The organism is Solimonas marina, assembly GCF_012241385.1.
Classification (GTDB): Bacteria; Pseudomonadota; Gammaproteobacteria; order Nevskiales; family Nevskiaceae; genus Solimonas; species Solimonas marina.
Map to the genome: position 1 here is coordinate 243,653 of NZ_JAAVXB010000004.1, position 23,056 is coordinate 266,708.

The 23,056-nt window shown below is 64.4% G+C and carries 22 protein-coding genes; 14 read left to right on the plus strand and 8 right to left on the minus strand.

Going from position 1 to position 23,056, the window contains the following annotated elements:
- From rimM to G7Y82_RS09465, 9 genes are all read left to right on the plus strand, one after another.
- Window positions 1-519: a ribosome maturation factor RimM gene (rimM, locus tag G7Y82_RS09425; RefSeq protein ID WP_168147790.1), complete on the plus strand. Its 519-nt coding sequence runs from the start codon at window positions 1-3 to the stop codon at window positions 517-519.
- Window positions 519-1,253, plus strand: a complete 735-nt coding sequence (gene trmD, locus G7Y82_RS09430) for a tRNA (guanosine(37)-N1)-methyltransferase TrmD (RefSeq protein WP_168147791.1) — start codon at window positions 519-521, stop codon at window positions 1,251-1,253. The genes rimM and trmD overlap by 1 nt, the downstream gene beginning before the upstream one ends.
- 20 nt (window positions 1,254-1,273) lie before the next feature.
- On the plus strand, window positions 1,274-1,627 hold the full coding sequence (gene rplS / locus G7Y82_RS09435; protein ID WP_168147792.1) for a 50S ribosomal protein L19: 354 nt from the start codon (window positions 1,274-1,276) through the stop codon (window positions 1,625-1,627).
- A gap of 164 nt (window positions 1,628-1,791) precedes the next feature.
- Window positions 1,792-2,490, plus strand: coding sequence for a CerR family C-terminal domain-containing protein (locus G7Y82_RS09440; RefSeq protein ID WP_168147793.1), 699 nt, complete (start codon window positions 1,792-1,794; stop codon window positions 2,488-2,490).
- Window positions 2,483-3,427 (plus strand): HlyD family secretion protein, encoded by a 945-nt coding sequence (locus G7Y82_RS09445; RefSeq protein ID WP_168147794.1) that lies wholly within the window; start codon window positions 2,483-2,485, stop codon window positions 3,425-3,427. Before G7Y82_RS09440 ends, G7Y82_RS09445 begins: the two co-directional genes overlap by 8 nt.
- Window positions 3,424-4,362: an ABC transporter ATP-binding protein gene (locus G7Y82_RS09450; protein WP_168147795.1), complete on the plus strand. Its 939-nt coding sequence runs from the start codon at window positions 3,424-3,426 to the stop codon at window positions 4,360-4,362. The genes G7Y82_RS09445 and G7Y82_RS09450 overlap by 4 nt, the downstream gene beginning before the upstream one ends.
- Window positions 4,359-5,498, plus strand: a complete 1,140-nt coding sequence (locus G7Y82_RS09455; RefSeq protein ID WP_168147796.1) for an ABC transporter permease — start codon at window positions 4,359-4,361, stop codon at window positions 5,496-5,498. Before G7Y82_RS09450 ends, G7Y82_RS09455 begins: the two co-directional genes overlap by 4 nt.
- 100 nt (window positions 5,499-5,598) lie before the next feature.
- The gene (gene htpG, locus G7Y82_RS09460; protein WP_168147797.1) at window positions 5,599-7,473 is read left to right on the plus strand and encodes a molecular chaperone HtpG; all 1,875 of its coding nucleotides are present in this window, start codon (window positions 5,599-5,601) and stop codon (window positions 7,471-7,473) included.
- A 129-nt stretch (window positions 7,474-7,602) separates the two neighbouring features.
- Entirely contained in the window at window positions 7,603-8,538 is a 936-nt protein-coding gene (locus tag G7Y82_RS09465) for a hypothetical protein (protein WP_168147798.1), read from the plus strand.
- 25 nt (window positions 8,539-8,563) lie between these two features.
- On the opposite strand, the gene G7Y82_RS09470 is transcribed toward G7Y82_RS09465, so the two are convergent.
- The 3 genes from G7Y82_RS09470 to trxB form a co-directional block, all read right to left on the minus strand.
- On the minus strand, window positions 8,564-9,022 hold the full coding sequence (locus G7Y82_RS09470) for a C40 family peptidase (protein WP_168147799.1): 459 nt from the start codon (window positions 9,020-9,022) through the stop codon (window positions 8,564-8,566).
- Window positions 9,019-9,645: a glutathione S-transferase family protein gene (locus G7Y82_RS09475; protein ID WP_168147800.1), complete on the minus strand. Its 627-nt coding sequence runs from the start codon at window positions 9,643-9,645 to the stop codon at window positions 9,019-9,021. Before G7Y82_RS09475 ends, G7Y82_RS09470 begins: the two co-directional genes overlap by 4 nt.
- Before the next feature lie 134 nt (window positions 9,646-9,779).
- Entirely contained in the window at window positions 9,780-10,736 is a 957-nt protein-coding gene (trxB, locus tag G7Y82_RS09480) for a thioredoxin-disulfide reductase (protein WP_168147801.1), read from the minus strand.
- A gap of 246 nt (window positions 10,737-10,982) precedes the next feature.
- On the opposite strand from trxB, the gene phoB reads away from it, so the two are divergent.
- Both phoB and phoR read left to right on the plus strand, forming a co-directional pair.
- A complete protein-coding gene (gene phoB, locus G7Y82_RS09485) occupies window positions 10,983-11,675 on the plus strand; it encodes a phosphate regulon transcriptional regulator PhoB (RefSeq protein ID WP_168147802.1) in 693 nt (230 codons plus the stop codon).
- 70 nt (window positions 11,676-11,745) lie between these two features.
- Window positions 11,746-13,149, plus strand: coding sequence for a phosphate regulon sensor histidine kinase PhoR (gene phoR, locus G7Y82_RS09490; RefSeq protein ID WP_240954197.1), 1,404 nt, complete (start codon window positions 11,746-11,748; stop codon window positions 13,147-13,149).
- A gap of 352 nt (window positions 13,150-13,501) precedes the next feature.
- Here phoR and pstB read toward each other — a convergent pair whose 3' ends face one another.
- From pstB to pstS, 4 genes are all read right to left on the minus strand, one after another.
- The gene (gene pstB, locus G7Y82_RS09495) at window positions 13,502-14,293 is read right to left on the minus strand and encodes a phosphate ABC transporter ATP-binding protein PstB (RefSeq protein ID WP_168147967.1); all 792 of its coding nucleotides are present in this window, start codon (window positions 14,291-14,293) and stop codon (window positions 13,502-13,504) included.
- 56 nt (window positions 14,294-14,349) lie between these two features.
- Window positions 14,350-15,207, minus strand: coding sequence for a phosphate ABC transporter permease PstA (gene pstA / locus G7Y82_RS09500; protein ID WP_206370523.1), 858 nt, complete (start codon window positions 15,205-15,207; stop codon window positions 14,350-14,352).
- On the minus strand, window positions 15,204-16,178 hold the full coding sequence (gene pstC, locus G7Y82_RS09505) for a phosphate ABC transporter permease subunit PstC (protein WP_436286667.1): 975 nt from the start codon (window positions 16,176-16,178) through the stop codon (window positions 15,204-15,206). The genes pstA and pstC overlap by 4 nt, the downstream gene beginning before the upstream one ends.
- Before the next feature lie 109 nt (window positions 16,179-16,287).
- Window positions 16,288-17,331: a phosphate ABC transporter substrate-binding protein PstS gene (gene pstS, locus G7Y82_RS09510; protein WP_436286668.1), complete on the minus strand. Its 1,044-nt coding sequence runs from the start codon at window positions 17,329-17,331 to the stop codon at window positions 16,288-16,290.
- A 312-nt stretch (window positions 17,332-17,643) separates the two neighbouring features.
- Between pstS and phoU the strand changes: the two genes are divergently transcribed.
- Window positions 17,644-18,360 (plus strand): phosphate signaling complex protein PhoU, encoded by a 717-nt coding sequence (gene phoU, locus G7Y82_RS09515; protein ID WP_168147804.1) that lies wholly within the window; start codon window positions 17,644-17,646, stop codon window positions 18,358-18,360.
- Window positions 18,361-18,459: 99 nt separating this feature from the next.
- Window positions 18,460-19,230: a DUF2057 family protein gene (locus G7Y82_RS09520; protein WP_168147805.1), complete on the plus strand. Its 771-nt coding sequence runs from the start codon at window positions 18,460-18,462 to the stop codon at window positions 19,228-19,230.
- 224 nt (window positions 19,231-19,454) lie between these two features.
- On the opposite strand, the gene G7Y82_RS09525 is transcribed toward G7Y82_RS09520, so the two are convergent.
- Window positions 19,455-20,480: a porin gene (locus G7Y82_RS09525; RefSeq protein ID WP_168147806.1), complete on the minus strand. Its 1,026-nt coding sequence runs from the start codon at window positions 20,478-20,480 to the stop codon at window positions 19,455-19,457.
- A 251-nt stretch (window positions 20,481-20,731) separates the two neighbouring features.
- On the opposite strand from G7Y82_RS09525, the gene mrcB reads away from it, so the two are divergent.
- Window positions 20,732-23,038, plus strand: a complete 2,307-nt coding sequence (gene mrcB, locus G7Y82_RS09530) for a penicillin-binding protein 1B (RefSeq protein ID WP_168147807.1) — start codon at window positions 20,732-20,734, stop codon at window positions 23,036-23,038.
- Window positions 23,039-23,056 lie beyond the last annotated feature (18 nt).

The window sequence follows — 23,056 nt, forward strand, 5'->3', positions numbered from 1 at the left end:
GTGACGACGCATCGGGTGACGCTGGGCCGCGTGTCCGGCGTTTTTGGTGTCAAGGGCTGGATCAAGGTGCATTCATACACCCGTCCGCCCGACAACATCCTGCGCTATCGCCAATGGTGGTTGACCAGTGGCGACGGTTTCGAGGCCAAGGTCTTGGCGTCGCAGATCCAGGGGCAGGGCCTGATCGCGCAGCTGTCTGACGCGAACGGCTCGCCGATCGACGATCGCGATGTCGCCGCCGCCCTGATTGGCGCTGAAATCGCCGTGCCGCGCGAAGCACTGCCGGCGTTGCCGGAAGGCGAGCACTACTGGGTCGACATGGTCGGCCTGCGGGTCGAGAACCCGGACGGGGTGTCGCTGGGCACGGTGAGCGATGTCACCAGCAATGGTGCGCAGGATGTGCTGGTGGTGATGGACGGCGACACCGAGCGAATGATTCCGTTCGTGACGCCGCAGATCGTCCTTGATGTCGATCGGGTTGCCGGACGCATCGTCTGCGAGTGGCAGCCGGACTGGTGATGAAGATCGAGGTCATCACGCTGTTCCCTGAACTGGTGGAGCAGGTGACGCGGCACGGAATGCCGCGGATCGCGGTCGAAGGCGGTCAGTTGTCGCTGTCGACGCGCAATCCGCGCGACTACAGCACGAACAAGTGGCGGCGGGTCGATGACCGGCCGTACGGAGGCGGGCCCGGCATGGTGATGGAAGCCGAGCCGCTCGCCGCTGCGATTGCCGAGGCCAAGGCCACGGTTGGTCCGGCAAAAGTGGTCTACCTGTCACCGCAGGGCAGTCGCTTCGACCAGCAATGGGCGCAGCGGCTCAGTGCAGAACCGGGTCTGGTTCTGCTTTGCGGGCGCTATGAGGGGCTCGATGAGCGCCTCGTGCAGCAGGAAGTGGATTTGGAGTTGTCGCTGGGTGACTTCGTATTGTCCGGCGGCGAACTGGCGGCGATGGCGATGCTGGATGCCATTGCGCGGTTGTTGCCAGGTGTGCTGGGACACGAGCAGTCGGCCGTGAGCGATTCGTTCACCGACGGCGTGCTCGACCATCCGCACTGGACACGACCGGAAATGTGGCGCGATGCAGGAGTGCCGGAGGTGCTGATGTCCGGCGATCATGCGAAAATCGCGCGCTGGCGCCGGCAGCAGGCGTTGGGGCAGACCTGGCTGAAGCGGCCGGAACTGCTGGACGGCCTGGAGCTGGACGACGATTCAAGGGCGCTGTTGCGCGAGTTCATCGCGCGGCAGCGGTAGGTTCAATAGAGGTATCAGACATGCGTACGAACAAGATCATTGCCGCCATTGAAGCGGAACAGATGGACAAGACGGTTCCGACCTTCAACGCCGGCGACACGGTCGAGGTGAAGGTCAAGGTCAAGGAAGGCGACCGTGAGCGCCTCCAGGCCTTCGAAGGCGTCGTTATCGCCAAGCGCAACCGCGGCCTGAACTCGGCATTCACCGTGCGCAAGGTTGCGCATGGCGAAGGCGTCGAGCGCGTGTTCCAGACGTACAGCCCGCAGGTCGCCGAGATCAGCGTCAAGCGTCGTGGCGCCGTGCGCCGCGCCAAGCTGTACTTCCTGCGCAACCTGTCGGGCAAGAAGGCGCGTATCGCCGAGAAGCTCGACTAAGTGCTGCGCCGCCGGCGCATCGCGCCGGCTGTTGCCGTACCGTCGTATGCAAGCCACGGCGGACCTTCGAGGTCCGCCGTGGTTTTTTGCGTCCGGACTTCCACGGATTGACGCTGAGCGGGAGTATCGATATAAGCAGATGATTAAAGCAACTGTTTATATCGATGCGCGAGCGCGATGACCGTTGGCTGCAGGCGGCCGCGACGAAGGGTGGTGCCGAGTCGGGCGCGGCCGATGGGACGCGGCGTGCGCTGATCGACGCGGCGACTGCCGTCTTCGTCGAGCAGGGTTACGCCGGCGCCCGGGTCCGCGACATCGCCGCAAGGGCGCAGGCCAACGTGGCGGCGATCAACTATCACTTCGGCGGCAAGCAGCGCCTCTATCTAGCGGTGCTGCGCGAGCAGGCCGGCGCGCGGATCGAGCGGTTTCCGTTGCCGGTGGCGTCGGATGCCGATGTCGACGAACAAACCCTTCGCGATGCGATCGCCATGGTCCTGAGCCGCTTCCTGGCCGGCGACGAGCGCGCCGCGGTGCCGAAGCTGCTGATGCGCGAGCTGCTGGCGCCGACCTCGGCGCTGGAGATGCTGGTGAGTGAAATCGCGCTGCCGCAGTTTCGCCACCTGGCGACCATCGTCGCCGCCCTGCTGGGGCCGGCCGCCGACCCGGAGACGGTCCTGCGCTGCACGCTGAGCATCGTCAGCCAGTGCATGTTCTATCTGTTCGCGCGGCCGCTGGTCGAGCAGTTGGCGCCGCACAGTTACGCCGATGGCGCCGAGCGACAGCTGGCTGAGCATATCGCCCGTTTCTCGTTGGCGGCGCTGCGTCAGCGCCGCGCCGAACTCGAAGGGAAAGCAGATGACTAGACTCGGTGCCGGCTTGCTGATCGTCGCACTGCTCGGCGGCTGCCATGCCGCCGACAGCACCTACCAGGGCTATGTCGAGGCCGAGTTCGTCGACGTCGCCTCGTCGCAGGCCGGCCGTCTGGAAACGCTGAGCGTGCGCCGCGGCGATCAGGTGCCGGCGCAGGCGCCGTTGTTCGCGCTCGACGCGCAGCCGGAGCGTGCGCAGCAACAGCAGGCGGCACAACAGCTGGCCGCGGCGCAGGCACAGTTGGCCGATCTGCAGACCGGCAAGCGACCGCCGGAGGTCGCGGCCGTGCGCGCGCAGCTTGCCGAAGCGCAGGCGACGGCACGCAATGCCGCCACGCTGCGCGCGCGCGACGAGGCGCTGATCGGCAGCGGTGCGATTTCGCAGGCGCAGTTCGACGCCAGTCGCGCGGCCGACGACGAAAGCGCAGCGCGCGTTCGTCAGCTACAGAACGAGCTGACCGTGGCGTCGCTGCCGGGGCGTGCGCAGCAGTTGGCGGCGCTGAGCGCACAGGTCGAGGCGGCGCGCGCGGCACTCGATCAAGCGAACTGGCGCTTGTCTGAAAAAACCATGAGCGCGCTCCGCGCCGGGCGTGTCTACGACACGCTATACCGTGCCGGCGAGTGGGTGGCGGCTGGCAGCCCGGTGGTTCGACTGTTGCCGGCCGATCACATCAAGATCCGCTTCTTCGTGCCGGAATCGGTGGTCGGTGCGTTGCATGCCGGCCAGACCGTGACCCTGCATTGCGACGGCTGTGCCAAGCCGGTCGCGGCGACGATTCGCTATGTCTCGTCGCAGGCCGAATACACGCCGCCGGTGATCTACAGCAACGAGACGCGCGCCAAGCTGGTATTCATGGTCGAGGCCTGGCCGGCGCCGGCCGATGCCGCTGCGCTGCATCCGGGGCAACCGGTGTCGGTGACGCGGCCGTGAGCGATGCGCTGGCGATCGACGTCCACGGTCTGAACAAGCGCTTCGGCGACAAGCAGGTCGTCGACGATTTGTCGCTGCAGGTCCGGCGCGGCGAGATCTTCGGTTTTCTCGGCCCCAACGGCAGCGGCAAGACCACGTCGATCCGGCTGATGTGCGGGCTGCTGACGCCGGACTCGGGTGGTGGTACTTGCCTGGGCTACGACATCGTTCGCGAGTCGGCGCAGATCAAGCGCCGGGTCGGCTATATGACGCAGCGCTTCTCGTACTGGGAAGACCTGACGATTCGCGAGAACCTCGACTTCGTCGCGCGGCTCTACGAGATGCCCGATCGCCGTCGCGTGGTCGATGCCGCGCTCGAACGGCTCGGCTTGGCGACGCGCGCCAAGCAGCTGACCGGCTCGCTGTCCGGCGGCTGGAAACAGCGCCTGGCGCTGACAGCCTGCATGCTGCACCAGCCGCAGTTGCTGCTGCTCGACGAGCCGACCGCCGGCGTCGATCCCAATGCGCGCCGCGATTTCTGGGAGGAGCTGCACCGGCTCGCCGCCGACGGCATTTCGGTGCTGGTCAGCACGCATTACATGGACGAAGCCGAGCGCTGCCACAAACTGGCCTACATCGCCTACGGCAAGCTATTGGTGCAGGGTACCGGCGAGCAGGTCATCGCCGAGCAGCGGCTGACGACGTATGCCGTGCACAGCGAGGGGCTGTCGGAGTTGTCGACCGCGCTGCGCGGCCAGCCCGGCGTCGAGCAGACCGTGGTGTTCGGCAGCGTGCTGCACGTCACTGGCACCGATGCGGCGCTGCTGGCGGCGACGCTGGAGCGTCTGGCGTCGCGGCCGGGTCTGCGCGTCGAGCGTATCGACACCGGGCTCGAAGACGTCTTCATTCACCTGATGAAGCGCTCGACCGACAACTATGCCGGGGGGCGCTCATGACGCTGAGCGGTTTCTCGTTTGCGCGCTGGTGGGGCGTGGTGCTCAAGGAGTTTCTGCAGCTGCGTCGCGATCGGGTCACCTTCGCGATGATCGTCGGCATTCCCATCGTGCAGCTGGCACTGTTCGGCTTCGCCATCAATTCCGATCCGCGCCATCTGCCGACCGCGGTGATCAGCGCCGACCACAGCGAGTTCACGCGCAGCCTGGTTGCGGCGATGCAGAACTCATCGTACTTCGACATCACCGAGACCCTGCCGGACGAACAGGCCGGTCGCGATGCCCTGGCGCGCGGGCGCGTGCAGTTCGTGTTGAACATTCCGGCCGATTTCACCCGGCGCCTGCTGCGCGGCGAGCGGCCGGCAGTGCTGCTAGAGGCTGACGCCACCGATCCGCAAGCGACCGGCATGGCGCTGTCGACGGTGTCGCAGTTGGTGTCATCGGTCGCGCAAAAGGATTTGCGCGGGCCGCTGGCGCCGCTGGCCGGCGGCGAGCCGCCATTCGAGATCCGCGTGCACCGGCTCTACAACCCGGAAGGCATCACCCAGTACAACATCGTGCCGGGATTGATGGGCGTGATCCTGACGATGACGCTGGTGATGATGACCGGGCTGGCGATGACCCGTGAACGCGAGCGCGGCACGATGGAAAACCTGTTGTCGACGCCGGTGCGGCCGGTCGAGGTCATGAGCGGCAAGATCGTGCCGTACATCGTCATCGGCCTGATCCAGGCCAGCATTATCCTGCTCGCGGCGCGCTGGGTGTTCGGCGTGCCGTTCGTCGGCAGCGTGATCGCGATCTATCTGGCGGCGCTGCTGTTCATCGCCGCCAATCTGACGGTCGGCATCGCGATGTCGTCGCTGGCCAAGAACCAGCTGCAGGCGATGCAGATGACGATGTTCTATTTTCTGCCGAACATCTTGTTGTCCGGCTTCATGTTTCCGTTCGCCGGCATGCCGCAGTGGGCGCAATGGATCGCCAGCGTGCTGCCGTTGACTTATTTCAATCGCCTGATCCGCGGCATCGTCCTCAAGGGCAACGGCTGGTTGGATCTGTGGCCGGACATCTGGCCGCTGGCGGTGTTCACGCTGGTGGTGATGACGATGGCCGTGCGCTTCTACCGGCGAACCCTGGATTGAGGCACATTTCCGACGAGTGGTGCGGCAAGCCCTTGAAAAGTGACCGGATCGCCTCTACAACGCCGTCACTTTCGCAAATCACGATGAGGATGAGACGACGATGACGGTCGAAACGGGCCCGCAGAAGCACGAATTCCAGACCGAGGTGCGGCATCTGCTGCAGCTGATGATCCACTCGCTGTACTCGAACAAGGAAATCTTCCTGCGCGAGTTGATCTCCAATGCCTCGGATGCCTGCGACAAGCTGCGCTTCGCGGCGATCGCCGACGCCTCGCTGCTCGGTAGCGACGAGCTGGCGGTGCAGTTGATTCCGGACGCCGACGCCGGCACGCTGACGATCAAGGACAACGGCATCGGCATGTCGCACGACGACGTGATCGACAATCTCGGCACGATCGCGCGCTCCGGCACGCGCAAGTTCATGGAATCGCTGTCCGGCGACCAGAAGAAGGATTCGCAGCTGATCGGCCAGTTCGGCGTCGGCTTCTATTCGGCCTTCATCGTCGCCGACAAGGTCACGGTGCGGACCAAGCGCGCCGACGCCGAGGCCGTGAGCTGGGAATCGGACGGCCAGGGCGAGTTCACGATCGAGCCGTCGGACAAGACCGACCGCGGCACCGAGGTGGTGCTGCACCTGCGCGACGACGACAAGGAATTCCTCGAGCCGATGCGCCTGTCGGCGCTGGTGCGCAAGTATTCGGATCACATCAGCCTGCCGATCAAGCTCGCCAACGACAAGGGCGAGATCGAAACGATCAATCAGGCGCGCGCGTTCTGGGCGCGGCCGAAGTCCGAGCTCAAGGACGAGGACTACAAACAGTTCTACGAGCAGCTGACGCACGACTACACGGCGCCGCTGGCCTATGCCCATCACAAGGTCGAGGGCACGATCGAGTACACCTCGCTGCTCTACATTCCGGCGCGCGCGCCGTTCGATCTGTGGGACCGCGAGCAGTCGCGCGGCGTGCAGCTTTACGTCAAGCGCGTCTTCATCATGGACAAGGCGGCCGAGCTGCTGCCGCCGTATCTGCGCTTCGTGCGCGGCGTGGTCGACACGCCGGACCTGCCGCTCAATGTCTCGCGCGAGATCCTGCAGGGCAATCGCACGGTCGAAAAGATCAAGAACGCGTTGGTCAAGCGCGTGCTCGACCTGCTCGACGACATGGCGGCCAATCGCCCGGACGATTACGCGACCTTCTGGCAGACCTTCGGCCCGGTGCTGAAGGAAGGTCTGGTCGAGGATCAGGCCAATCAGGCGCGCATCGCCAAGCTTTGCCGTTTTCATTCGACGGCATCGCCGGACAAGGCCGATGTCGGCCTCGAAGCCTATGTCGCGCGCATGCCGGCCGAGCAGGACGGCATCTACTATCTGACTGCCGACACGCTGGCGGCGGCGCGCAACAGCCCGCACCTGGAGGGTTTCCGTGCGCGCAATTTCGAAGTGCTGCTGCTGACCGACCGCATCGACGAGTGGGTCGTCAGCCATCTGACCGAGTTTGAGGGCAAGAAGCTCGAATCAGTGGCGCGCGCGTCCAAGGATCTGGAATCGAAGATCGAGACGCCGGAAAAGGCGCGGCTCGAAGGCGAGTACCAGGATGTCGTCGAGCGCCTGACCAAGGTGCTCGGTGAGCGCGTCGAAGCGGTACGCCTGTCGTCGCGCCTGACCGAATCGCCGTCGTGCCTGGTCGCCGGCGAGTACGCGCTGTCGCGGCGGCTCGAGGAGATGCTCAAGCGCGCCGGTGAGGCAGCGCCCGCGTCGCGGCCGATCCTCGAGCTGAACCCGACACATCCTTTGGTCGAGAAGCTCAAGACGGTCAAGGACGACGACAGCTTCGCCGATCTCGGCGAGCTGTTGTTCGGTCAGGCGCAGCTCGCCGAGGGCGGGCAGCTCGACGATCCGTCGGCCTTCGTCAAGCGGCTCAACAAGCTGCTGCTGGGCGGCGTCCCGGACGCCGGGCGCATCATCGTCGGCTGATCACGACCGCCCGTCGGGGCGGCATCACGGGCGGCGGTCGGCGAAAGCGCTGAGTCAGTTCTGACTGATAGCTTTTCGCCGATCGCCCCGATACCGTCGGGGCTCCCCTAAGCGATGAGAGGAGTCGTCATGAACGCTGAGCGCCGCGCCTGTCGCAAGCTGTTCGCCGTCGTTGCCCTGCTGGCCGTTATGGCGCCAGCAGCCTATGCCGCCGATCGTACGGACGCGGCGCGCAATGCGGCGCAGAACGATGAGGATTGCAAGAAGATCGGCGACTTCTATTGGGAAATCGGCGACGTCAACGGCGTGCTGGCCAATGGCTCGATCGGGACCGAGTACAACGCCAATACCGAGATGAAGCTGGCGTCGGCGTCGAAGTTCGTGTGGGGCGCTTATGTGCTGCAGAAGCTCGGCAGCAAGCAACCGACCGCCGAGCAGCTGTCGTTCCTTGAAATGCGCTCGGGCTATACCAAGCTCAATCCGTTCCTGTGCCTGTTCAGCAAGACCTCGGACGACTGCCTCAAAAAGCGTGACAACGGCGAGCAGGTCAGCTCCGATGTCGGCCGCTTTCATTACAGCGGCGGCCATGACCAGAAGCTGGCGCAGATCCTCGGTCTTGGCGGCGACAATGCCCAGCAGTTCACCAACGAGGTGATGGGCTATATCGGCCGCGACATCAAGCTGTCGTACGCGCAGCCGTCACCGGCGGGCGGCATGCAGGGCACGCCGTCGGCCTACGGTGCGTTCCTGCGCAAGATCCTGGCCGGCAAGCTGCGCATGCACGACTTCCTCGGCGCCGATCCGGTCTGCACCAAATGCTCGACCGCCAGCTACAGCCCCGCGCCCTGGGCCTGGCACTACAGCATCAATCATTGGGTGGAAGATGATCCGAATGGTGACGGCGCGTTCAGCAGTCCGGGCCTGATGGGCTTCTATCCGTGGATTTCGGCCGATAAGAAGACCTACGGTCTGGTCGCGCGGCAGAAGCTGTCGAAGTCGGCCTATGTCGATTCGGCGGTCTGCGGCCGCGATATTCGCAAGGCCTGGATGTCGGCTTCGAACTAAAACCGTGAAGCGCGTGCTGCCGCCGCTAGGGCAGCACGCGCACGGCGTCGACGAAATGCTGACGCCAGAACTTCAGGTGGACGCTGGCGACGATGACATTGCGCCCGGTCGCCGGCGCATGCACGGCCTCGTCGTCGCCGAGGTAGATCGCCACGTGATCGATGCCGTGGCCTGAGAAGCTGTAGAACAGCAGGTCGCCCGGCACCGCGTCATCCATGTCGACCACGCGTCCGTCGGCATGCTGCTGGCGCGTCGTGCGTGGCAGCTTGACACCACTCTGCGCGAATACGTACTGCACCAGCCCGCTGCAATCGAAACCCGACGGCGTGGTGCCGCCATAGCGATACGGGCGGCCGACCTGGCCGAGTGCGTCGAGCACGATCTCGCGACGTGTCGCGTCGTTCTTCGGATCTGGGCGGATGGAGCCACCGCCCAGGCAGGCGCTCAGTGACAGCAGCAGGGCCGCGACGATCAGTGCCCTCATGCGCCCTGCGAGGCTGTCTTGAGCATCGACGGCCGCTCGGAAAATGTTGCGTACCAGGCGGCGAGTGCGTCGTGGCCGCGGCGCCATTCCAGATAGGGCATGCGCAGATCCAGATAGCCGAGCGCGCAGCCGAGTGTGATCTCGACGGTGGTCGGTGTTTCCTGCAGCAGTTCGCCGGCTTCGGCATCGAGGCGTGCGATGGCGCGCTGGATCGCGGCGGCCTGCCGATCGAGGAAGACCTGATAGATGATGCCTTCCGGTCGGCGCTTCTCGTTGGTCGATGCGGCGGCGGCATCCATGATGCCTTCGGCCAGATACTGGCGTCGCAAGGCGCCCCAGCGCCGTGCACCGCTCGGCAGCGCCGCAATGCCGTGGCCGCGCGTCAGCAGATAGATGCTGACGAGATTGGAGTCGAGTAGGGGCTCGCCGGCCTCGGTGATCAGCACCGGGACTTTCGACAGCGGATTGAGCTCGAGAAAATCGGCCGGCGGATCGTAGGGGTCGATTTCGACCTCCTCGACCTGTTCGCTCAGGCCCAGTTCTTCGATGAGCACGCGCACGCGCCGCGAGTACGGCGAGGGCAGGGCACTGTACAGGCGCATCTTGCCAGCCGGCTCAGCCATGGGCGATCACGTTGGTCGTCATTCGCCGATTATCACCGCGCCGGCGTCACACTGCCAAAGGCAGATGTCACAAATGCAAACGCCCGCGGCCGGGGCCGCGGGCGTCGGTGACGCAGGGGTGGCGCTGTCGCGCTTTAGCCTTCGCTGAGCTTGTCGAGATAGCGCTCGGCATCGAGCGCCGCCTGGCAGCCGGTCCCGGCCGACGTGATCGCCTGGCGATAGACGTGGTCCATGACGTCGCCGGCAGCGAACACGCCCGGCACCGACGTCGCCGTCGCGTCGCCATTGCTGCCGGAATGCACGGTGATGTAACCGCCGTTCATCTTCAGCTGGCCTTCGAACATCGCCGTATTCGGCGAATGGCCGATGGCGATGAACACGCCCTTGAGCGCGATGTCGCGCGTCGAGTCGTCCTTCAGGTTCCTGATGCGCATGCCGGTCACGCCGGAGTCGTCGCCGAGCACTTCTTCGAGCGTCGAATCCCAGACGATTTCGACCTTGCCTTCCTGCTCCTTCTTGAACAGCTTGTCGTGCAGGATCTTCTCGCCACGCAGTTTGTCGCGGCGATGGACCACGGTCACCTTGCTGGCGATGTTGGCGAGGTACAGCGCCTCCTCGACCGCGGTGTTGCCGCCGCCAATGACCGCCACTTCCTGGCCCTTGTAGAAGAAGCCGTCGCAGGTGGCGCAGGCCGACACGCCCTTGCCGCGGAACGACTGTTCGGTCGGCAGGCCGAGATACTTGGCGCTGGCGCCGGTGGTGATGATCAGCGCGTCGCAGGTGTATTCGCCCTGGTCGCCGGTCAGGCGAAACGGCCGGTTCTGCAGGTCGACCGCGTGAATGTGGTCGTAAACGAATTGGGTGTCGAAGCGCTCGGCGTGCTGCTGCATGCGCGCCATCAGGTCCGGACCCATCAGACCTTCGACGTCGCCCGGCCAGTTGTCGACCTCGGTCGTCGTCATCAGCTGCCCACCGACCTCGAGGCCGGTGATCAGCGTCGGCTTGAGATTGGCGCGGGCCGCATAGACGGCGGCGGTATAGCCAGCCGGGCCGGAGCCGAGGATGATGAGGCGGTGGTGCTGGTTGCTCATGGGCATCTCTGGTCATGCGGGCCGCGATGGCTGCCGGAAGCCGGCAGGCAGGGACGGTCCGTGCGGAACGTGTGAGCTCCCTATATGGGGGCTTGGGCTGCGCATGCTAAGGAGCAGGCTTTGATAGGTCAAAGCATTTGTCGAAATGCATGCAATAGCTTCTGACAATGAATCTGGACGATGTCATTGAAACGTCACCGTTTGTTCATATGCTGGCGGCATGACAAAAGTGAAGGTTGAAGAGACATGCAGGGCAAACTGATCCTGATCGTCGATGACGAGGCGCCGATTCGCGAAATGTTGCGTTTCGCGCTGACGCGCGCGCACTTCCGCGTCGTCGAGGCCGGTGACGCACAGACCGCCCGTTTGCGGATCGCCGACGAGCGTCCGGACCTGGTCCTGATGGACTGGATGATGCCCGGCATTTCCGGTGTCGAACTGACGCGGGAGCTGAAATCGCAGTCGACGACACGTGACATCCCGGTGATCATGGTTACGGCGCGGGTCGAAGAAGAAGACAAGGTTCGCGGACTCAACGTCGGCTGCGACGACTATGTCTCCAAGCCGTTCTCGTATCCCGAACTGATTGCGCGCATCCAGGCCGTACTGCGACGCGCGACGCCGGGTGGCGAGGAAGAAAAACTGGCAGTCAATGGTCTCGAAGTCGATGCCGCCAGCCAACGTGTCACGGCCAAGGGTCAGCCGATTCACCTCGGCCCTACCGAATATCGCCTGCTGCATTTCTTCATCAGCCATCCTGAGCGTGTTTATTCGCGCGAGCAGGTGCTGGACCGCGTCTGGGGCCAGAACGTCTATGTCGAGGAGCGCACAGTCGATGTGCATATCCGCCGCCTGCGCAAGGCCCTCGAGCCATTCGGCTATGATGAGATGGTGCAGACGGTGCGCGGCTCCGGCTATCGTTTTTCAGAGAAAATCTGAAAGCAGCCGCTACCGCCAGATCCCCGCAAGCGCGGCGCAGGCTCTCTGAAGCTGTGCCGACCGAACCTGGATGTTCGCCGTGCCGGACCCGCAGCCGACACCCCGTAATTCCGATATGTCGCCGTACCTGAAGCTGCTCGGGCAGATCTTTCTGCGGGTGGCGATTGTCGTCGCGATCGGCTTGATCTGCGGGGCGCCGTTCGGGCACCCGGCACTCGGCGCGTTGCTGCTGCTGATCCCCTACGTGCTGCTGCAGATGCGCCAGCTGGTGCGCCTGCGGGCGTGGCTGATGGCGCCGAAGCGCTATTTCCTCCCGGACGCGCACGGCATCTGGGGCGAAGTCTTCGATCTGTTGATCGATCTGCAGCGCAAGAACCGCAAGCGCAAGAAGCGTCTGGCGCTGATGCTCGCCGAATTCCAGTCGTCGACCGCAGCGCTGCCGGATGGCGCGGTGGTGCTCGGCGACCGCGGCGAGATCTCGTGGTTCAACACCGCGGCACGCCAGCTTCTGGGGCTGCGCGCGCCGCAGGATCTCGGCATTCGCATCCCGAATCTGATTCGCCATCCGAGCTTTACGGAGTTCTTCGAGCAGGGCGATTTCGAGCACGAAACCGAAGCGCCGTCGCCGCTGAATCGCACGCGGATGCTGTCACTGCGCATCATTCCGTACGGTAACGACCAGAAGCTGCTGATCGTCCGCGACATCTCCGAGCGTCGCCAGCTCGAAGCGGCGCGCCGTGACTTTGTTTCGAACGCGTCGCATGAACTGCGCACCCCGCTGACCGTACTGCGCGGCTATCTCGATCTGATGGACGCCGAAGCGCAGCAGGCCGGCCCGCTCGGCGCCTGGCAGTCACCGATCGTCGAGATGCGCAATCAGGCCCTGCGCATGGAGGCCCTGGTCAACGACATGCTCAAGCTCGCGCGGCTCGAAGCCGACCGCGCGGCCATGACCGACGAGCTGCTGCCGGCGCCGGCGCTGATCGCCCGCGCCATCGAGGAAGCGCGCGCCGTGTCCAAGGGCCAGCACCGCTTCGAGCACGACATCAGCGACGGCTTGCTGCTGCTGGGTGGCGAAGCTGAATTCCACAGCATCATCATCAACCTGATGACCAATGCCGTGCGCTACACGCCGCCCGGTGGTGTGATTCGCGTCAGTTGGTCGCAGCTCGACGACGGCAGTGCCCGGTTTGCCGTCGCCGATACCGGTATCGGTATTTCGGCCGACGATATCCCGCGACTCACCGAGCGCTTCTACCGCGTCGATGTCGGCCGCTCACGGGCGTCTGGCGGCACCGGCCTGGGCCTGTCGATCGTCAAGCACGCGTTGGAAGCCTTCGACTCGCGCCTGGAGATCGACAGCGAGCCGGGCGTCGGTTCGACCTTCTTCTGCCGCTTTCCCGTACATCGGGTGCAGGTCGCGCCGGGCGCGGCGCCGGCGGCGATCCCGAACGAGACGCGCTCCGGCGCCTAGCGCTCGGCGGCGTCGTCGATTTCGGACGGTGAGGCGCCTTGCCGAGCTTCGCGGGATCTGCCGAACGGCCGCCAAACGGGCGCCCGTCGAGATCTCAGCAACAGGGGGCGAGTCTTGCCGGCGGTAAAGCGTGCTATCGCTGTAAGTGAGCCGAGGGGACGGTGAGGGCGACAGCAGCCGCGATCAGTGGCCGCGTTCTCGCCTGGGCCGGCTCGGCTTCAGTGCTTGATTGAAAGCCAGCCCAGTGATGGCGGCACTCGGCATGACGTTGCGTCATGTCTGGCGGTGAGCAAACGCTCCATGGCCGGGCGTTCGAAAGAACTAATTGCCATTCAAGGCAATTAGTTCTTTCTCACCCAAACCGGCCGGTGATGTAGTCTTCGGTGCGCTGTTCGCGCGGGTGGGTGAAGACTTGGTCGGTGGTGCCGAATTCGACCAGTTCGCCCAAGTACATGAAGGCCGAGAAATCGGCGGCGCGGGCGGCCTGCTGCATGTTGTGGGTGACGATGGCGATCGTGTAGTCGACCTTGAGCTGGTAGATCAGTTCTTCGATCTTGGCCGTCGAGATCGGGTCGAGTGCCGAGGTCGGCTCGTCGAGCAGTAGTACCGACGGACGCACGGCGATCGAGCGCGCGATGCACAGGCGCTGCTGCTGGCCGCCGGACAGGCCCAGGCCGGACGACTGCAGCTTGTCCTTGACCTCATCCCACAGCGCGGTGCGCTTGAGCGCGTCTTCGACGCGGTCGTTCATCTCCGACTTCGGCACTTTCTCGTAGAGGCGAATACCGAACGCGATGTTGTCGTAGATCGACATCGGGAACGGCGTCGGCTTCTGGAACACCATGCCGATCCGCGCGCGCAGCAAATTCAGGTCGGCCTTCGGATCGAGAATGTTCTCACCGTCGAGCAGTACTTCTCCCTCGGCACGCTGGCCGGGGTAGAGGTCATACATGCGGTTGAGGATGCGCAGCAGCGTCGATTTGCCGCAGCCGGACGGCCCGATGAACGCCGTCACCTTGCGGTCGTAGAGCGGCAGCGAGATGTCCTTCAGCGCGCGGTAGTCGCCGTAGAAGAAATTCAGGTTTCGCACGGAAACCTTCTCGCGCAGCGCTTCGGCCACGGGATCTGAGAGCTCGGTCTTCATGAGTTCGACGTTGGGACGTGATTGCATGGTAGTCGATTGTCCGGGCGCATGGTCGTTCATCGCTCGCCCCCGCTGGGCTTGGACAGCGAGCGGGCGATGATGTTGAGGAAGAGAACGGTGAGGGTGATCAGCAGGGCGCCGACCCAGGCCAGGCGCTGCCAGTCTTCGTACGGTGACAGCGCGAACTGGAAGATCACGACCGGCAGATTGGCCATCGGCGCGTTCATGTTCGTGCTCCAGAACTGATTGTTCAGCGAGGTGAACAGCAGCGGTGCCGTTTCGCCGCTGACGCGCGCCACGGCGAGCAGCGTGCCGGTGATCAGGCCGGCGCGGGCGGCGCGGTAGCAGACGCGCTGGATGACCATCCAACGCGGTGCGCCGAGCGCACTGGCCGCTTCGCGCAAGCTGTCGGGCACCAGCAGCAGCATGTCCTCGGTCGTGCGTACGACGACCGGCAGGACCAGGATCGCAAGCGCGACGCTGCCAGCCCAGGCCGAGAAATGGCCCATCGGCTGCACCATGATTTCGTAAACGAACAGGCCAACGACGATCGACGGCGCCGACAGCAGCACGTCGTTGATGAAGCGCACCACCATGGTCAGCTTGGTGTTGCGTCCGTACTCGGCCATGTAGGTGCCGGCAAGGATGCCGACCGGTGTGCCGATCAGCGTCGCGATCAGCGTCTGCACGACGCTGCCGAAGATGGCATTGAGCAGGCCGCCGTCGCTGCCTGGCGGCGGCGTCATCTGCGTCAGCACGCTCAGCGAGACACCGGACGCGCCCTTCAGGAACAGGGTCGCGAGAATCCACACCAGCGCCACCATGCCGGCGCCGGCGGCGCCGACCGACAACACCATGGCCGCACGGTTCTTCAGGCGGCGACGGCGGTACAGCGTCATGTCGAGGTTGTTCATTTGCCCTCCGCGCGGCGCATGCGGGCCAGCATCAGGCGGGCCGCCGCGAGGACGATGAAGGTGATCACGAACAGGATCAGGCCGAGGGCGATCAGCGACGAGGTGTACAGCTCGCCGTCGGCTTCGGTGAATTCATTGGCGATGCTGGCGGAGATCGTGGTCCCCGGCGCCAGCAGTGAACTGCTGATGCGATGTGCATTGCCGATGACGAAGGTCACGGCCATGGTTTCGCCGAGTGCACGGCCGAGGCCGAGCATGACGCCACCGATGACGCCGGTCTTGGTGAACGGCAGAACGACGTGACGCACGACCTCCCAAGTCGTGCAGCCGAGACCGTAGGCCGATTCCTTGAGCATCGGCGGCACGGTCTCGAACACGTCGCGGGTAATCGACGTGATGAACGGCAGCACCATGATGCTGAGGATCAGGCCGGCGGTGAGAATGCCGATGCCGTACGGCGGGCCGGCGAACAGGTTCTGCAGGCCCGGCACGCCGTCAAAGGTGTTGATCAGCACCGGCTGCACATATTTCTGCAGCAGCGGCGCGAGCACGAACAGGCCCCAGATGCCGTAGATGATGCTGGGAATGCCAGCGAGCAATTCGATCGCGGTGCTGATCGGGCGCTTCAGTTTGGGCGGGCACAGCTCGGTAATGAAGATCGCAATGCCGATGCTCAGCGGGATGCCGATCAGCATGGCGATCAAGGAGGTCATCAAGGTGCCGTAAATCGGCGCAGCGGCGCCGAACTTCTCGGTGACCGGATTCCAGGATTCGGTGTGGACGAACGACAGGCCGAACGTCTTCAGGGCCGGCAATGAGCCCTCTATCAGCGACAGGATGACGCCGCCAAGCATCACCAGCACGGCGATGGCGGCGCTGCGCGTCAGGATGCGCAGCAGATTGTCGAGCAGCTTGTTGCGGCTGAGCGCCGAGGAGTTGCTACCGGCTGTGGTGCTGGCGACGGTATTCACGGCACTCCAGGGTTCGTTTCTGGGATTGGAAGCGGGCATTGTAGTGAGACGAAGCGGGAGAGGGCAGTCGCCCTCTCCCGCTCGTGACTCAAGGGATCAAGCTGGAGGCTTAGTTCCAGATCGACTTGCCGCCTTCCTTGATGTTGTCCATCCAGGACTTCTCGACGAGCTCGATGACGCTGGTCGGCATCGGCACGTAGTCGAGTTCGCCGGCCATCTTCTGGCCGTTCTTGTACGCCCAGTCGAAGAACTTCAGGGCCGTCATCGAATCGGCGGCGCTTTCCGGCTTCTTGTACATGATGATGAACGTCGCAGCGGTCATCGGCCAGCTGTCGGCGCCCGGCTGGTTGGCCAGGATCAGGTAGAAGTTCTTGGTGTTCGACCAGTCGGCATTGGCCGCGGCGGCCGCGAAGGTATCGCTGCTCGGCGCGACGGTCTTGCCGTCCTTGTTGACCATGTCCGTGTAGGTCATCTTGTTCTGCAGCGCGTAGGCGTACTCGACGTAGCCGATCGAGCCCTGCGTCTGCGTCACGGTGGCCGCAACGCCTTCGTTGCCCTTGCCGCCGATGCCGACCGGCCATTCGACCGAGGCTTCGACGCCGACATCGCTCTTCCACGCCGGGCTGACGTCAGCCAGGTAGTAGGTGAAGTTGAAGGTCGTGCCCGAACCGTCCGAGCGATGCGCGACGGCGATCGCCATCTTCGGCAGCTTCACGCCCGGGTTCAGCTTGGCGATGGCCGCGTCGTTCCACTTGGTGATCTTGCCGAGGTAGATGTCGGCCAGCGTGGCGCCGTCGAGCTTCATTTCGCCCGGCTTGATGCCCGGAATGTTGACGACCGGCACGACGCCGCCCATCACCATCGGCCACTGGATCGCGCCCATGGCGTCGAGCTCTTCCGGCTTCAGCGGCTTGTCCGACGCGCCGAAGGTCACGGTCTTGGCCTTGATCTGCTTGATGCCGCCGCCCGAGCCGATCGACTGATAGTTCAGACCGATGCCGGTTTCCTTCTTGTAGGCGTCCGCCCACTTGGCATAGATCGGGTACGGAAAGGTGGCGCCGGCGCCCGAGATGTCGGCGGCCATGGCGGAGGTGGCGAAAACCGCACCGGCCGTGGCCAGAGCGACACGCGCGAGGGTCTTGCGAATGGTCACTAGGATGCTCCAGAAAAAGGACAGGATCGTCGATGAGCGGCGCAAGGGTAGTCCGGGACTTTTACAGTTTCGTTGCAAAGCCGGAATTTGCCTGTCTCCGACCCGTCCCGGCGGGGTCGTTCCTGCAAAAAGCCCCTTTTCACGCAACTGCATGCGGTCTGTCATCATTTCGTCATCTATCACGCGCAGAGTGCTCGCCTTCGCGCGCCCGCGCCCGTCGGGGCGCCGGCACAACGGCGGACACCGATCACGCCGATAGTCTTTAATATTTGCGATCTGCGTCGCAGCCGACAGTCCCATCAACGAGAACCCATGGACAAGACGAGCTTTCGCCAACACATCTCGAGTCAGTTCAACGCCGAGCTCGAGGACGTCCGCCAGCGCGTGATGGCGATGGGCGGTCTGGTCGAGCAGCAGATCGTCGACGCGACGATTGCGCTGATGGACCTCGACGCCGGCATGGCCGAACAGGTCAATCTCAACGACTTCAAGATCAACCAGCTTGAAGTCTCGATCGACGAAGAGTGCTCGCGCATCCTGGCGCGTCGCCAGCCGACCGCCAGCGACCTGCGTCTGGTCTACGCCGTCATCAAGACCATCACCGACCTCGAGCGTATCGGCGATGAGGCGGGCAAGATCGCGCGCATGGCCAAAGACCTGGCGTCGCAGGAGCGCATCCACGAAAACATGCGCGAGGTCCAGCATCTGTCGCGCCAGGTCTCGCAGATGGTGCGCGATGCGCTCGACGCCTTCGCGCGCATGGATACCGACGCCGCGCTCAACGTCGCCCGCCAGGACCGCGATGTCGATCGCGAGTACGAAGCACTGCTGCGCCAGTGCATCACCTTCATGATGGAAGACCCGCGCACCATCGGCCGGGTCATGGACATCATCTGGTGCGTGCGTGCGCTCGAGCGCATCGGCGATCACGCCAAGAACATCTCCGAGTACGTCGTCTACTTCGTCAAGGGCAAGGATATTCGTCACTTGTCGCTCGAGGCGGCGGAAAAGGAAATCACGCAAGGCTGAGACGGCATCCGTCCAGTCGATTTCTCGGGCCGCGGCATTGCCGCGGCCTTTTTTGATGGGGCGCGACGCACGGCGCGGACGCCGTCCCGTGGAGTGAAGATGCTGAAGCTGACCCGTATCGCGACCGCCGCGTCGCTGCTGAGCCTGGCCGCCTGCGCGAGCCCGGACGTACGCCTCTACAACGGTCCGTCGCGTGCGGCAACCGATGTGGCGGTCATTACCATGCCCGAGCAGCTCGAGGTGGCCACCATCAATGGCGCCGACGTCCCCGGCGCGCGCGGCATGGCGGCTGGCGACAAGCGCCTGGAACTGCTGCCCGGGCATTACGACCTGCTGGTGTTCTATCGCGAATTCTGGGAGCGTGACGACGCTGGCGCCCTGCGCTCCGATCCGGCGCGCTTCAGTGTCGATGCCGTGGCTGGGCACACCTACCGCATCGATTACCCGCATCCGGCCAATTACCAGGACGCGCGCACGCTGGCGAAGGACTTCCACGGCTGGATTGAAGACCAGGCCTCGGGACAGCGCACCGAGTCTGCGGACAGTGGCGTGACTTTCAACGGCGGCATTCTGGCGCAGCTCAATGGTGGCGACATGCTGCACAGCAAGAGCGAAGTGAGCGCCGGTAATACCTCGGTTGAGAACATCCCGCCGCGGCCGACGGCGACCGGATCGGCTGCCGATGCGGCGCCGCCTGCCGCGATGCCCCGCGCCCTGCCGCCGGTGCCGGCCGTCGTGCCGCCGTCGGCCGCGGCGCCCACAGCGAAGGGCGACAAGGACTGGCTGCTGCTGATGCAGGGCTGGTGGCAGCAGGCCAGCAATGACGAGCGCCGAGCGTTCCTGCGTTGGGTCGGGCAGCAGCCGAACTGAAGCGGCTGTCGGTGTCGACGGCCGGACGTCACGTCTCCCGCAGCAGGTGAGATCGCGTTTCGCCCAGATGGGCACCGAATCTGTTGCAAGAGGATGACGCATGCATGCACGCAGGCCGCGCCCCGCTAGGGCGCGGCCTTTTTGCTCGGTCGTGTATTTCGGGCAAAAAGAAAGGGCGGGTCCTTGCGGACCCGCCCTCGTGACGCCGGTCGGCGTCGGCCGACTTAGAACTTGAATTCGCCGAACACGCCGAATTCGTTGAGCTTCTTCGTCGTCGCGCTGTCGCCCGTGTCGAGCTTGTCGAACTTGTAGGCCGCAGCGAACGAGATGCCCTTGGCTGCTTTGTACTGAACGCCAGCGTTCGCGTACTTGCGCTTGGTGTCCGGCGCCAGATCCTTGCTCGGCTTGGCCTGATCGTAGCGCGCGAAGACCGCGATCGCGTCGGACAGGTCATAGGACGCCCAGGTCGAGAAACCCGTCGCCTTGTCCTGCGGGCCGGTGGTGATCGCCGTGGCGCTGAAGTTCTTCGCTTCGAAGTACTCGCCACCGATACGCAGGCCGTTGCCGACGTACGAGATCAAGCCGTCGTAACGCTGAGCGGTGTTTTCGGCATCGGTCGATTCGGTTTCATTGCCGAGCGCACCGTTATAGAAGCCGGCGGCAACGGTCACGCCCGCGACCGGCGTGACGGCCAGGCGGCCTTCGACGTCCATGCGCTTGCTGCGGCCGCTGACGTTGCTGTAGCCCTTGCCGTTGACGACCGACACTTCATAGTCGATGTAGTCGTTCGAACCCAGGGCATGCACGCCCCAGTCGGCCGAGTTGCCGAACTTCAGGCGGTCGATCGTGGTCGGCTCGACGTAGCGGAAGCCGTACTGGTTTTCGACGAACGGAATCCACGGCATGTCGGTCGAACCGGCGCGGACCTTGAACAGCGGATTGACGGCGGCCTGCAGATAGGCCTTCTTCACGAACAGCTGCGACTTGCCGTCGGTGGAGCTGTAGTTGAAGTCGGTCGTCAGGTTGATCGACCACATGTCGTCGAACTTGTGATCGACCGTCAGATAGAAGCGCGGAACGTCGACGCCGTAGCCACTGTTGTCCGTCTTGTCACCGCCGAGCTTTTCGGACTTGTCGGTGAGGTCGAAGTACATCTTGCCACCGACTTTGGTATCGGCGGCAGCGTGCGCGCCGAAACTGGCCGCACCCAGGGCGAGGGCCGCGGCGACCGCGGTGAGATTGTCACGCATGTTCAGAAAACTCCTTCGATGATTGGCGTCGAGCTGCTTTGCAGCTGGCCTGGCCGAGCTAGCCCCCCGACTCAAGGCGAGCGAAGTCTGAACAAGCTGTATGACGAGTCCTTTGCCGAAAGATGACGGATCTGTGACGGTTGTCATGAGCGCAAGACGCTGGCCGTCGAGCCCGAGTGTGACCCGCGCCTGTCGTGCGGCCGACAGGTGATCCCGCCCGCGTGCGCAATTCCTTTAAACTCCCGACCCTTATGGCCGTCAATTCCCGCTCCATCAAGATCGGCGTCATTTCCGTGCTGGTGCTGGCGATCAGCATCGGTGGCGTGTTGTTCGCCGGTTATCTGCTCAAGCTCGACAAGGAGATTCGCGACCGCTTCGCGGGTGCGCGCTGGGCCTTGCCCGCGCAGGTCTATGCGGCGCCACAGGAGCTGTACGTCGGGCAGGGCATCAATGCCCACGATCTGGTGCACGAGCTGCAGCGCCTCGGCTATCGCCAGGATGCGACGCTGGGCAACACCGGCACCTATGTCGGTGGTGCGCAGCATGTCGACTTATATGTGCGCGGCTTCGACTTCTGGGACGGTGTTCAGGCGCCGGAGCGGCTCAGCGTCGATTTCAGCGGCGACCTGGTCACCGCGCTCAAGGATCTCGACTCGTCCAAGGACCTCGACATCGTCCGTCTCGATCCGATGCTGATCGGCAGCATCTATCCGAAGCAGGGCGAGGATCGCGTGCTGATCAAGCTCAGCGACGTGCCGCCGATGCTGGCCAAGGGCCTGGTCGCCGTCGAGGATCATGGCTTCTACGAGCATTCCGGCATCAGCCTCAAGGCCATCTTTCGCGCCAGCATCGCCAATCTGCGTGCCGGGCACGTGGTGCAGGGCGGCAGCACACTGACCCAGCAGCTGATCAAGAATTTCTTCCTCAGCAACCGCCAGACCTTCACGCGCAAGATCAACGAAGCGTTGATGGCGATGCTGCTCGAAAGCCATTACAGCAAGGACCAGATCCTCGAGGCCTACATGAACGAGGTTGCCCTCGGCCAGGATGGCAATCGCGCCGTTCACGGCTTCGGGCTGGGTTCGCACTTCTATTTCAACAAGCCGCTCAATGAGCTGCGGCCGCAGGAGATTGCGCTGTTGGTGGGCCTGGTCAAGGGACCGACCTACTACAACCCGCGGCGCTATCCCAAGCATGCGCTGGCGCGCCGCAACCTGGTGCTGTCGGTGTTCCGCGATGAAGGCCTGATCAGCGACGCCGAGTACAAGAAAGACATCACCCTGCCGCTTGGCGTTGCCGGCGGTCGTGGCGGCGGCGCCGAGCGCTATCCGGCGTTCGTCGATCTGGTCAAGCGCCAGCTCGAAAACGACTACAAGGACGAGGACCTCACCAACGAGGGCCTGCGCATCTTCACCACGCTCGATCCGCGCGTGCAGGAATCGCTGGAGAACCGCATCGTCGAAGAGCTGCCGGAGATCGAGAAGCAGCGGCGCATGAAGCCCGGTACTCTGGAAGGCGCCGGCGTCGTCACCAGCGCCGATCGCGGCGAGGTGCTGGCGCTGGTCGGCGGTCGCGACGTTCGCTTCCCGGGCTTCAATCGCGCGCTCGATTCGCGGCGCTCGATCGGTTCGCTGGCCAAGCCCTTCGTTTATCTGACCGCACTCGAGCATCCCGAGCAGTACAACCTCGAGACGATGATCGACGACGAGCCGATCGAGCTGCGCATGCCGGGCGCGCCGGTCTGGTCGCCGCACAATTACGATCGCAAGCTGCACGGCCCGCAGCACCTCTATAACGCGCTGGCGCATTCGATCAATCTGCCGACCGTGCGTCTCGGCCTGGCGTTGGGCCCGGCCAATGTGCTGAAGACCATGCGTCAGGCCGGTTATGACGGCGACGCCAAAGCGCTGCCGTCGATCTTCCTCGGCGCGGTCGATGCCTCGCCGCTGCAGATCGCGCAGATGTACGGCACGCTGGCGTCGGGTGGCTTCCAGTCATCGCCGTCGGCGATTCGCGAGGTGCAGACCAAGGACGGCAAGCCGCTGCAGCGCTTCCCGCTGCAGCTCAAGCAGACGTTTGCGGAAGGGCCGATCTACCTGATCACCTGGGCGATGGAAAAGGTGATGACGATCGGCACCGGCCGCTCGGCCTATACGCAGCTGTCGCCGGACACCGTGGTCGCCGGCAAGTCCGGCACCACCGACGATTACCGCGACAGCTGGTTCGCCGGCTTCGGTGCCGACCGCGTGACCGTCGTCTGGGTCGGTCGAGACGACAACCAGTCGACCGGGCTGACCGGCTCCACCGGTGCGCTGCAGGTCTGGTCGCGGGTGATGAAGGATATCCACGTGCGCAGCATCGACAATGTGCCACCGCCGACCGTCGAGGAAGTCCAGATCGACCCGGACAGTGGCTTGCGCGCCGACGACAACTGCTACGACGCCGTCACCGTGCCGTATCTGCAGAACTCCGGACCGCAGGAATGGGCGCCGTGCTCGGCGCAGGCGAACCAGACGCAAGGGCCGATGCAGTGGCTGAAGGATATCTTCGGTCACTGAGATCGCCCTGACCGGCGC

What these genes read in the sequence shown, in the direction of transcription:
- trmD (WP_168147791.1), top strand. Translation starts at nt 519, where the DNA reads ATGAAGATCGAGGTCATCACGCTGTTCCCTGAACTGGTGGAGCAGGTG.
- rplS (WP_168147792.1), top strand. Translation starts at nt 1,274, where the DNA reads ATGCGTACGAACAAGATCATTGCCGCCATTGAAGCGGAACAGATGGAC.
- G7Y82_RS09440 (WP_168147793.1), top strand. Translation starts at nt 1,792, where the DNA reads ATGCGCGAGCGCGATGACCGTTGGCTGCAGGCGGCCGCGACGAAGGGT.
- G7Y82_RS09445 (WP_168147794.1), top strand. Translation starts at nt 2,483, where the DNA reads ATGACTAGACTCGGTGCCGGCTTGCTGATCGTCGCACTGCTCGGCGGC.
- G7Y82_RS09455 (WP_168147796.1), top strand. Translation starts at nt 4,359, where the DNA reads ATGACGCTGAGCGGTTTCTCGTTTGCGCGCTGGTGGGGCGTGGTGCTC.
- htpG (WP_168147797.1), top strand. Translation starts at nt 5,599, where the DNA reads ATGACGGTCGAAACGGGCCCGCAGAAGCACGAATTCCAGACCGAGGTG.
- G7Y82_RS09465 (WP_168147798.1), top strand. Translation starts at nt 7,603, where the DNA reads ATGAACGCTGAGCGCCGCGCCTGTCGCAAGCTGTTCGCCGTCGTTGCC.
- G7Y82_RS09470 (WP_168147799.1), bottom strand. Translation starts at nt 9,022, where the DNA reads ATGAGGGCACTGATCGTCGCGGCCCTGCTGCTGTCACTGAGCGCCTGC.
- G7Y82_RS09475 (WP_168147800.1), bottom strand. Translation starts at nt 9,645, where the DNA reads ATGGCTGAGCCGGCTGGCAAGATGCGCCTGTACAGTGCCCTGCCCTCG.
- trxB (WP_168147801.1), bottom strand. Translation starts at nt 10,736, where the DNA reads ATGAGCAACCAGCACCACCGCCTCATCATCCTCGGCTCCGGCCCGGCT.
- phoB (WP_168147802.1), top strand. Translation starts at nt 10,983, where the DNA reads ATGCAGGGCAAACTGATCCTGATCGTCGATGACGAGGCGCCGATTCGC.
- phoR (WP_240954197.1), top strand. Translation starts at nt 11,746, where the DNA reads ATGTTCGCCGTGCCGGACCCGCAGCCGACACCCCGTAATTCCGATATG.
- pstB (WP_168147967.1), bottom strand. Translation starts at nt 14,293, where the DNA reads ATGAAGACCGAGCTCTCAGATCCCGTGGCCGAAGCGCTGCGCGAGAAG.
- pstA (WP_206370523.1), bottom strand. Translation starts at nt 15,207, where the DNA reads ATGAACAACCTCGACATGACGCTGTACCGCCGTCGCCGCCTGAAGAAC.
- phoU (WP_168147804.1), top strand. Translation starts at nt 17,644, where the DNA reads ATGGACAAGACGAGCTTTCGCCAACACATCTCGAGTCAGTTCAACGCC.
- G7Y82_RS09520 (WP_168147805.1), top strand. Translation starts at nt 18,460, where the DNA reads ATGCTGAAGCTGACCCGTATCGCGACCGCCGCGTCGCTGCTGAGCCTG.
- G7Y82_RS09525 (WP_168147806.1), bottom strand. Translation starts at nt 20,480, where the DNA reads ATGCGTGACAATCTCACCGCGGTCGCCGCGGCCCTCGCCCTGGGTGCG.
- mrcB (WP_168147807.1), top strand. Translation starts at nt 20,732, where the DNA reads ATGGCCGTCAATTCCCGCTCCATCAAGATCGGCGTCATTTCCGTGCTG.